We start from the raw sequence: 12,021 nt of genomic DNA on the forward strand, positions 1-12,021 counted from the left end.
GCATCACTACATTTCGTTCATCCGCGGAGGCGACCACGCCCGCGGTTCGAACGGACAACGGAGGACTCACGTGACCAGTGTGTCGACCCCGGGGGCTGCCGAACCCCCCGTCGCCGGACCGGTGGGACGTTCCCGTCCCGACTCATCCGCGCCCCGCCGTGCGGGGCAGAAGAAGGACGGGCCCGGTATCCGGCGCGTCGCCGTGGCCAGTTGCATGGGCACGACGATCGAGTTCTACGACTTCTTCATCTACGGCACCGCTGCCGCGCTCGTCTTCCCGACGGTCTTCTTCCCGGCGCTCGGATCGACCGCGGGTACCGTCGCCTCCTTCGCGACCTTCGCGGTCGCGTTCATCGCCCGCCCCGTGGGTGCAATGCTGTTCGGGCACTTCGGTGATCGCATCGGCCGCAAGAAGACACTCATCTCCACGCTGCTGCTGATGGGCATCTCCACGCTGCTCATCGGCCTTCTGCCCGGCGCCGAGACCATCGGCGTCGCCGCCCCGATCATCCTCGTGCTGTTGCGCTTCGCCCAAGGATTCGCCGTGGGCGGCGAGTGGGCCGGCGCGACGCTGCTCACCGCCGAATACGCGCCACCGGGTCAACGCGGTCTGTATGCGATGTTCCCGCAGCTCGGTCCCGCCATCGCCTTCGCACTGTCGAGCGGCACCTTCCTGTTCACCGGTCTCGCCCTCGGCGACACCAACGACGCCTTCCTGAACTACGGCTGGCGGATCCCGTTCCTGCTCAGCATCGTTCTGGTGGGCATCGGCCTCTACATGCGCCTCGCCATCGAAGAAACCCCCGTCTTCCGCGCAGATCAGGAGGCTCGCCTCCGTACAGAACAGGAAGCCCGTCGTGGCACCCCGGTCGCGGAGCCCCAGGCCCCGCGCCGGCTGCCCTTCCTCGACGCGCTGCGCTACCAGGCCAAGGAGATCTTCCTCGCCGGCGGTGCGCTGGCCATCATGTTCGCCTTCTTCTACATGGGGACGGCCTACCTGACCAGCTACGCAACCTCGAAGCTCGGGTTCGACCGGCCGTTCGTCCTCATGGTGGGTATCGCCTCGTCGCTGGTGTTCGGTCTCGCGATCGTGCTGTCCGCGCTGTATTCCGACCGCGTCGGGCGCCGGAAGGTCATCATGGTCTCGTGCGCGTTCTCCGTGGTCTGGGCACTGGTGTTGTTCCCGCTCCTCGACACCGGTTCACCGATCGCGTTCGTGCTCGGAATGATGATCACCCTCGCGATCTTCGGTATCGCCTACGGGCCGTGCGGAGCACTGCTGCCCGAGATGTTCGCGACCCGCTACCGCTACACCGGTGCCGGTCTCGGCTACAACTTCGCCGGTGTCCTCGGCGGTGCCATCCCGCCGATGATCGCCGCACCGCTCGCCGCCTCCTACGGCGGCATCGCGATCGGGATCATGCTGGCCGGAATCGGCCTCGTGAGCCTGGTCTGCACCGCGGCGCTCGTGGAGACCCGCGACCGGGCCCTCTGATCCACCCCCACCGATCCACCCCCGGTGGCGGTCGTTCGGCAGCAGCCCGACGACCGCCACCACAGCCGTATCCCCGTCTCGAGAAGGAGAATGCGATGTCCGGCCTCGACGTCGACCGTCTGCCGAGCTACACCCAGGGTGCCTGGGATGTCCCGCTGCTCGGCGACACCATCGGCGACAACCTCGACCGCACCGCCGCCCGCTTCGGCGACCGTGAGGCGCTTGTCGATTCCGCCGCCGGAAAGCGCTGGAGTTACACCGAATTCGTCGCGGATGTCGACGTGCTCGCGCTCGGCATGCTGCGGTCGGGCATCGTCAAGGGCGACCGCGTCGGCATCTGGGCGCCCAACTGCTGGCAGTGGGTGCTCGTGCAGTACGCGACGGCGAAGATCGGAGCGATCCTCGTCAACATCAATCCTGCCTACCGGTCACACGAGCTGCAGTACGTGCTCGAGCAGGCGGGCATTCGGATGCTGGTGTCCGCCCCGACGTTCAAGACCTCCGACTACGCGCAGATGATCGAGACCGTCCGGCCCAACTGTCCCGATCTCGAGGACGTCGTCCTCCTCGGCTCGCCGCGGTGGGACGACCTCGTCGACACCGGTCGCGCTGCGCTCGCCGAGGACCGGGCACCGCTCGACGCGGCCCAGGCGGCCCTGTCGCCCGACGATCCCATCAACATCCAGTACACCTCGGGCACCACCGGTTTCCCCAAGGGCGCCACTCTCAGTCACCACAACGTGCTCAACAACGGTTTCTTCGTCGGCGAGCTGTGCCACTACACCGAACACGACCGGGTGTGTATTCCCGTGCCGCTGTACCACTGCTTCGGGATGACGATGGGCAACCTCGCGTGCACGAGTCACGGCGCGACCATCGTGTTGCCGGCGCCGGGATTCGACCCCGCCGCGACGCTCGGTGCCGTCGCCGAGGAGAAGTGCACGTCGCTGTACGGGGTGCCGACGATGTTCATCGCCGAACTGGCCGACCCCGGATTCGAGAACTACGACCTGTCGAGTCTGCGGACCGGAATCATGGCGGGATCGCCGTGTCCGGTGGAGGTGATGAAGCAGGTGATCGACCGGATGGGCATGAGCGAGGTCTCCATCTGCTACGGCATGACCGAGACCTCGCCGGTGTCCACACAGACCCGCAGCGACGACAGCATCGAACGGCGGGTGAGCACCGTCGGGCGTGTCGGCCCGCATCTCGAGGTCAAGATCGTCGACCCGGTCACCGGGCTGACCGTGCCGCGGGGGGAGCCCGGTGAACTGTGCACGCGCGGCTATTCGGTGATGCTCGGCTACTGGGATCAGCCCGACAAGACCGCCGAGGCGATCGACACGGCCCGATGGATGCACACCGGTGACATCGGCGTCATGGACGAGGACGGATACGTCTCGGTGACCGGCCGGATCAAGGACATGGTCATCAGGGGAGGGGAGAACATCTATCCCCGCGAGATCGAGGAATTCCTCTACACCCATCCGGACATCCTCGACGCCCAGGTCGTCGGCGTGCCCGACACGAAGTACGGCGAGGAACTCATGGCGTGGATCCGGATGCGCGAGGGCGCCGAACCGCTCGATGCCGATTCGCTCCGGACGTTCTGCACCGGAAAGCTCGCCCACTACAAGATCCCGCGCTACGTGCACGTGGTCGAGGAGTTCCCGATGACGGTGACCGGGAAGGTCCGCAAGGTGGAGATGCGCGAGCAGGCGATCGCCTTGCTCGAGGCGACACGAGCGGACGGGGGCCGGTGAGACCACGGCCCTGCCGGAGAAGGATGTTCACTCGAAAGGCACGTCGAATCCGCCTCGTGTGAGACGTTCATGATCGACACTGATGGGGTACATGGTCGTCGAGGTTGCGCCGCCCCCGGGTGCGGCGCCGAACAGAGAGGCTCACCATGGGACAAATCATCGGCACGATCATCTTCGGCGCAGTCATCGGTATCCTCGCCCGGTTGGTGATCCCCGGTAAGCAGGCGATGGGGATGCTCATCACCATCGTCATCGGCATCATCGGTGCGCTGATCGGCTACTGGATCTGGGGTCTGATCTCGTCCGAAGGCAACGAGAACACCTCCGGCATCGACTGGATCCGCTGGATCATCTCCATCGCCGTGGCTGTGGTGCTCACCCTCATCTACACGTCTGCGACGCGCGAGCGGCGATAGCCGCGAGTCGTCGCGCGGGGCTCCGCTCGGACGCCGCGAACGTCGTGCACCGGCAGTCGCCCGTGCACGACGGTCCGCGGCCGGTCCGGGCGGAGCCTCCGGCCGTGCCTGGATGCGCTCCCGGACCACGTGCGCAGAGGTGGTCCCGGACGGGGAGGTGAACAGTGGTGGAACCGCAATGGATCCCGACCGACGTCGACGTCGAGGAGGCGAACGTCACCGGGTTCACCCGGTTCGTGGAGGGTAGACACGGGCTCGACCTGCCCGGCTACCGGGCGTTGTGGCAGTGGTCCGTCGACGAGCCCGGCACATTCTGGCAGGCCGTGTGGGACGCCTTCGACGTCGTCTCCCACACCGACCCCGGCCCGGCTCTCGCGGACGCCTCCATGCCCGGCGCCGTGTGGTTCCCGGGAGCTCGACTGAACTTCGCCGAGTACGTCTTCCGTGAGCGTCCACCCGACGAGGCCGCCGTCGTCCACCTCGACGAGGAAGGACACCGCCGCGAGGTCTGCTGGTCCGAACTCGAACGCCGGACGGCCGCGCTCGCCGCGACGCTCCGCGCGCACGGGGTGGGGGAGGGTGATCGTGTCGTCGGTTACCTGCCGAACATCCCCGAAGCGATCGTCGCCCTGCTCGCCACGGCGAGTATCGGTGCGGTCTGGGCCGGATGCGGACAGGACTACGCCGCACCCGCGGCGATCGACCGTCTGGGCCGGCTCGAACCACGAGCACTCGTCACGGCGACCGGTTACCGGTACGCGGGTCGCCGGTACGACCGCGTCGACGAGGTGGACAGACTCCGCGCCGCGATGCCCGGCCTCGCCCTGACGGTCGTCGTGTCGGAGGGTGAGACATCGTTCGACACGTCCGGGCAGACCGGGACCGTTCTGGACTGGCGGGACGCCGTCTCCGGCGACGCCCCTCTCGAACCCCTGCCCGTTCCCTTCGACCATCCGTTGTGGGTGGTCTTCTCCTCCGGCACCACCGGCCCACCGAAAGGCTTGGTGCACGGCCACGGTGGTGTGCTGCTCGAGCACCTGAAGGCGTTGTCGCTGCACCTCGATCTCCGACCCGGCGACCGCTTCTTCTGGTACACCGGCCCGAGTTGGATGATGTGGAACTTCCTGCTGTCGGGGCTGCTCGTGGGGTGCACCGTCGTCACCTACGACGGCGCCCCGTCCCACCCCGAGGTCGACCGCCTGTGGCGGATCGCCGCCGACGAACACGTCACGGTGCTGGGGACGAGCCCCGGCTACGTGCTGGCGTGTATCAAGGCCGGTGTCGTCCCGCAGGCGGACCACGATCTGTCGGCCCTCCGCGCTGTCGGGGTCACCGGGGCGACGCTGCCCGCCTCGTCGTCGGCGTGGCTGTCGGACAACGCCGGCGAGCACGTGCAGGTGATGTCGATCTCCGGCGGGACCGACGTCGTCACGGCCTTCGTCGGCGCCGTTCCCACGGTGCCGGTGTGGCCGGGGGAGATCTCGGTACCCTGCCTCGGTGTGGCCGTCGACGCGTTCGACGAAGCGGGCCGGCCGGTGCGCGGAGAGGTCGGAGAACTCGTGGTGACCGTCCCCATGCCGTCCATGCCCGTGCGGTTCTGGAACGACCCGGACGGCAGTCGCTACCGCGACGCCTACTTCTCCGTCTATCCGGGCGTGTGGCGCCACGGCGACTGGATCACGATCACCGAGCGCGGAACCTTCGAGATGCACGGCAGGTCCGACTCCACCCTCAACCGCCACGGTGTGCGGATGGGCAGTGCCGATATCTACCAGGCCGTGGAGAACCTGCCCGAGGTCGTCGAGTCGCTCGTCCTCGGCATCGAACAACCCGACGGCACGTACCGGATGCCGCTGTTCGTCGTCCTTGCCGACGGTGCCGCACTCACCGAAGATCTGAAGGAACGTATCCGCACGGCCGTGCGCGAACACGCCTCCCCGCGGCACGTACCGGACGAGATCGTCGCCGCACCCGGCGTACCGCACACCCGCACCGGAAAGAAACTCGAGGTACCGCTCAAACGAATCCTGCAGGGAGCCGATCCCGGCCGCGTCGTCGACCGCACCGCGATCGACGAACCCGACCTGCTCGACTGGTACCGCGACCAGGCGTGATCCAGGGCACACCATGAGTGTCACCTAACTGGACAGTCCCCGCCCCGAATGGTCGGATTGCGCCCATGGACATCGCTATCAAGATCTTCCTGATCCTGCACTTCATCGGTCTCGCCGGCATCATCGGCTCGTGGCTCGCGGTCATCAAGGATCCGCGTGTCGTCGCGGGCATGCTGCACGGCGCCATCCTGCAGGTCGTCTCGGGTCTGGCGCTGGTCGGACTGAACGAAGCGAACGACGCGGACCTCGACCACATGAAGATCGGCATCAAGCTGCTGGTCGCCCTCGCCATCCTCGTCGTCGCGATCATCGGCATGAAGAAGGAGAAGCAGAACCCCGGCTCGACCGCGACCCTCGCCCACGTCGCCGGTGGTCTGGGCATTCTCAATGTGATCATCGCCGTGGCGTGGACGTGATCGTCCGCACTCGGGTGACAGCCGGTCGGCGCCGGGTGGGCACCCTGTAGATTGGTCCCGGTGCGTATGTCATGGGCTCCGGTGATGACCGGCGGGTAACCTGCTTCGGGCGCCTCGGCCGAAAGGCCGGGGATTCGTTGCTGCGTCCGGTCCTGCGGAGAGTCCTACCGCCCGGCCGCGTCGTAACGATTCCCACCTGGTCAGCAGATAAACCGAGAAGGTTGTGCGCTGCGCAAGCTGCCGCCGATGGGGGTTGCGCGACGGTGAGAGAGAGGTTGGGGATTGGACTCGCTGGGTAGCGGCGGATCGGAAGCGGCGAACGCGCAGGGCATCGTGCCGCCCGGGGCCTTTCCGCTCTCGCCGGCACAGCTGGGCATGTGGTTCGCCCAGCACGTCGATCCGACGGTGCCCGCCAACATCGCTCAGTACGTCGAACTCGACGGGGGACCTCGACCGCGACCTGCTGCGTGCCGCAAGTGTCCGCGCCGCCCACGAGATGGGATCGGGTTTCCTCCGGTTCATCGAGGTCGACGCCCAGCCCTACCAGCTCGTCGACCCCACTCTCGAAGAGTCCGTCGGATACGAGGATCTTCGGGGCGAGCCCGATCCCCGCCAGGCCGCGCTCGACTGGATGCGCAACGATCGCAGCCGTCCCGTCGACGTCCTCCGCGACCGGCTGATCTCCGCCACGGTGCTGCGCATCGGTGACCGTCGTTACTTCTGGTACAACCGCGTTCATCATCTCGCGCTCGACGGTTTCGCCGCCGCGACGTTCATGACCCGCATCGCCGAGCTCTACACGGCCGCGGTCGACGGTGTCGAACCGCCCCCGAGTCTCGCGTCCGATCTGCGCAAGGTCTACGAGATCGAAATGGAGTACCGCGGGTCGAAGCGGTTCGCCGACGACCGCGAGTACTGGGCACGACAGATCGAGGGCATCGAGGAGGCCACGAGCCTCGCCGGCCGCACCGCGGCGCCCGCCCCGGTCAGCCGCATCGACAGCGCCGCGCTGTCCGACGACACCGAACGGCGCGTCCGCGAACTGACCGAGCGGGAGAACACGAGCCTGGCCACCGCGGTCATCGCGGCGTTCGCGGCCTACGTCGCCCAGATGACCGGACAGACCGACGTCGTCCTGAGCCTGCCTGTCGCGGCGCGCACCACCGCGCTGCTGCGCCGCTCCGGCAGCATGGTCTCGAACGTCGTGCCGCTCCGCCTGAGCGTGACCGACGAGACCACCGTGCACGATCTGATCGTGGCGTCGGGCGCCGCCGTCTCGGGTGCCCTGCGGCACCAGCGCTACCGGCACGAGGACATCGTCCGCGACCGCGACGCGACCACCGCGGGTGGAGCACAATCCACCTTCTTCGGTCCGTGGGTCAACATCATGCTGTTCGACAACGAGGTCCGCCTCGGCGACATGGTCGGGCGGATCAACATCCTGTCGACCGGTCTGATCGAGGACCTCGGCGTCAACATCTACACCAGCGGCGACAGCACCCACATCGACTTCGAGTCGAACCCGAACCTCTACGGACCCGACCGGTCCGCCGCCGACCACGGACGGTTCGTCGAGTTCTTCGACCGGTTCGTCGGCTCGGCTTCGGACCGGCCCGTCTGGGACATCCCGCTCGCCGGCCGTACCGAACTCGAACACGTCGTCCGCGACTGGAACCGCACCGATCACCCTGTGCAGCGCCGCGACCTGCTCGCGGAGTTCCACGAGCGGGTCGCCGTCGCTCCCGACGCGACCGCACTGGTCTTCGAGGGCGAGTCGCTCACCTACGCCGAGTTCGCGGCACGGGTGAACAGCCTCGCCCGCGCCCTGGTCGACCTCGGTGTCGGACCCGAATCGCTCGTCGGACTGTGTGTCCGCCGCTCGTTCGACCTCGTCGTCGGCATGTACGCGATCGTCGAGGCGGGTGGCGCCTGGGTGCCGATCGACCCCGACCACCCGGCCGATCGCACCGCCTACATCCTCGAGACCGCCCACCCCGCGGCGGTGCTCACCACGGCACGCGACGACGTGACGCTGCCCGAGGGCATCCCCACGATCGAGGTCGACACCTTCGACCACTCGCGGTTCGACGCGACGCCGCTCACCGACGCCGAACGGCGCGGCCCGATCCTGCCGGACACGACCGCCTATGTCATCTTCACGTCGGGCTCGACGGGACGGCCGAAGGGCGTGGCGGTGAGCCACGTCGCGATCGACAACCAGATCCAGTGGATGAACGACCAGTACGGTCTGACGTCCTCCGATGTGTACCTGCAGAAGACCGCGACGACCTTCGACGTGTCGCTGTGGGGTTTCTTCATGCCCCTGCGCGTCGGCGCGACCCTCGTGGTCGCGACGCCCGACGGGCACCGCGACCCGGTCTACGTGGCGGACAAGATCGCCGAGCACGGGGTCACGATCACCGACTTCGTGCCGTCGATGCTCACCGTCTTCGTCGCCAATGCGCCTGCCGGAACATGTGATTCGTTGCGGCACGTCTTCGTCATCGGTGAGGCGCTGCCGTCCGGGACCGCCGCGGACTTCGCGCGGATGTGCCCGGCCGGGCTCCACAACCTGTACGGCCCCACCGAAGCCGCGGTGTCCATCACCTACCATCGGGCCGCCCCCGGCGACGTGCACAGCGTCCCGATCGGCATTCCGCAGTGGAACAGCCGCGCGTACGTCCTCGACCGGCGGTTGCGCCCGGTGCCGGTGGGGCGTCCCGGCGAGCTGTACCTCGCCGGTATCCAGCTCGCGCGTGGTTATCTCGATCGTCCCGACCTGACCTCGGATCGTTTTCTCGCCGATCCGTTCGGCGGGCCGGGCGAGCGCATGTACCGCACCGGCGACCTGGTGCGGTGGGAGACCACGGACGACGGTGCGGGTCTGCTCGAGTACATCGGACGCACCGACTTCCAGGTCAAGTTCCGCGGCCAGCGCATCGAGCTCGGCGAGATCGAAACGGTGCTCCTCACGCATCCCGCCGTTTCGCAGGCCGTCGTGCTCGTGGTGGCGACTCCCACCGGCGATCAGCTCGTCGGGTACGTCGTGGCCGCCCCCGGCCGCACGATCGACACCTCCGATCTCGCCGACCACGCCGGCCGTTCCCTGCCGTCGTACATGGTCCCGGCGTCGCTCATGGTGCTCGACGCACTGCCGCTCAACACGAGCGGCAAGCTCGACAGGAAGGCGCTGCCGGAGCCGGTCTTCAGCAGTACCCGCATCTTCCGTGAGCCGCGCACGCCTGCCGAACGTGCCGTCTCCGAAGCGTTCGGGGAGGTCCTCGGCATCGACCGTGTGGGTCTCGACGACGACTTCTTCGAACTCGGCGGCAACTCCCTCGTCGCCACCCAGGTGGTCTCCCGGATCGGGGCCGCGCTCGACACCCAGGTGCCCGTGCGTGTGCTGTTCGAGGCGTCCACCGTCGTGGGTCTCGCGACGCGGCTCGCCAAGCAGATCGGCACCGGCGCGCGATCGCCGCTCGTCGCCCGCCCCCGACCCGACGTACTCCCGTTGTCGACTGCGCAGCAACGGATCTGGTTCCTCAACCGCTTCGACGTCAGCACCGCCGCCTACAACCTCCCGTTCACGGTGCAGCTCACCGGCACGGTCGATCCCGGCGCGGTGTCCGACGCCTTCGCCGACGTGGTGGCGCGACACGAGACGTTGCGGACCGTCTACCCCGAGAGGGACGGCGAACCGCAGCAGGTGATCCTTCCGGTCGAGCAGGTCGTCGTCCCGCTCGAGCCGATCGACGTCGACGAGCAGGATCTGCGCGGCGCCGTCGTCGATCTCGCGAGTCGCGGTTTCGACGTCGTCCGCGACGTCCCCTTCCGGGTCGCGCTCTACCGGCTCGCCCCCGACCGCTACGTCCTGGCGATGGTGCTGCACCACATCGCCGCCGACGGCTCCTCGTTCGGCCCGTTCGCCCGCGACGTCGTCACGGCATACAGCGCCCGCGTCGAGGGGGACAAGCCGAACTGGACACCGCTTCCCGTCCAGTACGCCGACTATGCGGTCTGGCAACGCGAGGCCCTCGGTGACGAAGCCGACCCGAATTCCGTTGCCGCGCAGCAACTCGACTACTGGGTGAACGAGCTCGACGGTCTGCCCGACCAGCTCGATCTGCCCGCCGATCGGAGCCGGCCCGCCGTCTCGTCCTACAGTGGCGACAAGCACCGCTTCGAGATCGATGCCGAGACCCACCGCGGTCTCGTCCACCTCGCCCGTAAACAGCAGGCATCGCTGTTCATGGTCGTCCACGCGGCCTATGCGGCGCTGCTGTCCCGGCTCAGCGGGTCCGACGACATCGCCATCGGTACCGCGGTCGCGGGTCGCGGGGAGAAGGACCTCGACGACCTGATCGGCATGTTCGTCAACACCCTCGTCCTGCGCACCCGGATCGATCCCGGCGTGTCGTTCGAGGAGTATCTCGGCAGTGTCCGGGAAACCGACCTGACCGCCTTCTCGAACGCCGACGTCCCCTTCGAGCGACTCGTCGAGGTACTCAATCCGCCCCGGTCCACCGCGCGCCACCCGCTGTTCCAGGCCGCGCTGTCCCTCGAACCCGGAACCGCACGCGACATCTCGTTCGCGGGGGTGCACGCCGTCGGTGCCGAACTCGACGTGCCGATCTCGAAGTTCGACATCCAGCTCTGGGTCACCGAGAAGACCGGCGACGACGGCGAACCCGCCGGTCTCGACGCACTGTTCGAATATGCCACCGATCTGTTCGATGCCGAGACGGTCGCCGTCTTCGCCGAACGCTTCGCCCGGATCCTCGCCGGGATCGTCGCCGACCCGTCGACCTGCGTGGGCGACCTCGCGATCCTCTCGCCCGGAGAGGCCGATCGCCTCCTCACCGCGAAGGGGCCCGAGCCGGCCGAAGCCCGCACCCTCGTGGAGTTGCTGACCACCGGCGCCGTCGACCATCCCGATCGTGTCGCCGTCCGCGACCGCGACACCGTCCTGACCTACCGCGAACTCGACACCTGGTCGAACCGCATCGCCCGGAACCTCGTCGCGCGCGGTGCTCGTCCCGACGGCATCGTCGCCCTCGCCTTCCCGCGGTCGTGGGAGATGGTCCTCGCCGTGTGGTCGGTCGCCAAGACCGGCGCCGGCTACACACCCGTCGACCCGGAATACCCGGCCGAACGTGTCACCCACATGCTCGACGACTCGTCGGCCGTCTTCGGCCTGACGACCGGGGAATATGCCACCGGTCTGCCTTCGGGCACCGAGTGGATCCGGCTCGACGACCCCGAGTTCGTCGCGTCCTGCGCGTCCTACCCGGACGGTCCGCTCACCGACGCCGATCGCGCGGCGCCGCTGCGGCTCGACCACACCGCGTACGTCATCTACACCTCCGGCTCCACGGGCAAGCCCAAGGGCGTCGCGGTCACCCACCGCGGTCTCGCCGGCCTCGTCTGCGAGAGCGTCGAATTGTACGGCGTGACAGAGGAATCGAAACTCCTGCACGTCTGCTCTCCGAGCTTCGACCCGTCGGTCCTCGACTGGACGCTGGCCGGGTCCACCGGCGCCGAACTCGTCGTGACACCGCCGACGATCTACGGCGGCGCCGAACTGCGCGCGCTCATCGAACGCACCGGGGTCACCCACGCGGTCATCACCCCGGCGGTACTCGGTTCCGTCGACCCGAGCGGACTCGACACCTTGCGTCTCGTGAACGTCGGTGGTGACGTGTCCACCGCCGACCTCGTGTCCCGTTGGGCCCCCGGCCGCCGGTTCTACAACGCCTACGGTCCGACGGAAACCACGATCGTCTCGACGCGAGGCCTCCTCGAGCCGTCCGGACCGAT

At 68.1% G+C, this 12,021-nt stretch carries 6 protein-coding genes; all 6 read left to right on the forward strand.

Annotation, left to right across the window (positions count from 1 at the left end; genetic code table 11):
* Positions 1 to 187: 187 nt before the first annotated feature.
* Positions 188 to 1,495, forward strand: a complete 1,308-nt coding sequence (locus R1101_RS0108120) for an MFS transporter (RefSeq protein ID WP_232284702.1) — start codon at positions 188 to 190, stop codon at positions 1,493 to 1,495.
* A 95-nt stretch (positions 1,496 to 1,590) separates the two neighbouring features.
* On the forward strand, positions 1,591 to 3,258 hold the full coding sequence (locus R1101_RS0108125; protein WP_016932944.1) for an AMP-binding protein: 1,668 nt from the start codon (positions 1,591 to 1,593) through the stop codon (positions 3,256 to 3,258).
* A gap of 146 nt (positions 3,259 to 3,404) precedes the next feature.
* Positions 3,405 to 3,674, forward strand: a complete 270-nt coding sequence (locus R1101_RS0108130) for a GlsB/YeaQ/YmgE family stress response membrane protein (RefSeq protein WP_016932945.1) — start codon at positions 3,405 to 3,407, stop codon at positions 3,672 to 3,674.
* A gap of 167 nt (positions 3,675 to 3,841) precedes the next feature.
* Positions 3,842 to 5,788, forward strand: a complete 1,947-nt coding sequence (locus R1101_RS0108135; RefSeq protein ID WP_016932946.1) for an acetoacetate--CoA ligase — start codon at positions 3,842 to 3,844, stop codon at positions 5,786 to 5,788.
* Positions 5,789 to 5,853: 65 nt separating this feature from the next.
* On the forward strand, positions 5,854 to 6,204 hold the full coding sequence (locus R1101_RS0108140) for a hypothetical protein (RefSeq protein ID WP_016932947.1): 351 nt from the start codon (positions 5,854 to 5,856) through the stop codon (positions 6,202 to 6,204).
* A gap of 496 nt (positions 6,205 to 6,700) precedes the next feature.
* On the forward strand, positions 6,701 to 12,021 hold a 5,321-nt coding region (locus tag R1101_RS0108145), incomplete at its 3' end, for a non-ribosomal peptide synthetase (RefSeq protein ID WP_016932948.1).

Origin of the sequence: Rhodococcus sp. R1101, from assembly GCF_000278445.1 — a bacterium.
GTDB classification, from domain to species: Bacteria; Actinomycetota; Actinomycetes; order Mycobacteriales; family Mycobacteriaceae; genus Rhodococcus; species Rhodococcus gordoniae.

Bases quoted from the DNA above. Each gene is read 5' to 3' on its own strand.
- R1101_RS0108140 (WP_016932947.1), top strand. From the start codon at position 5,854: ATGGACATCGCTATCAAGATCTTCCTGATCCTGCACTTCATCGGTCTC.
- R1101_RS0108125 (WP_016932944.1), top strand. From the start codon at position 1,591: ATGTCCGGCCTCGACGTCGACCGTCTGCCGAGCTACACCCAGGGTGCC.
- R1101_RS0108130 (WP_016932945.1), top strand. From the start codon at position 3,405: ATGGGACAAATCATCGGCACGATCATCTTCGGCGCAGTCATCGGTATC.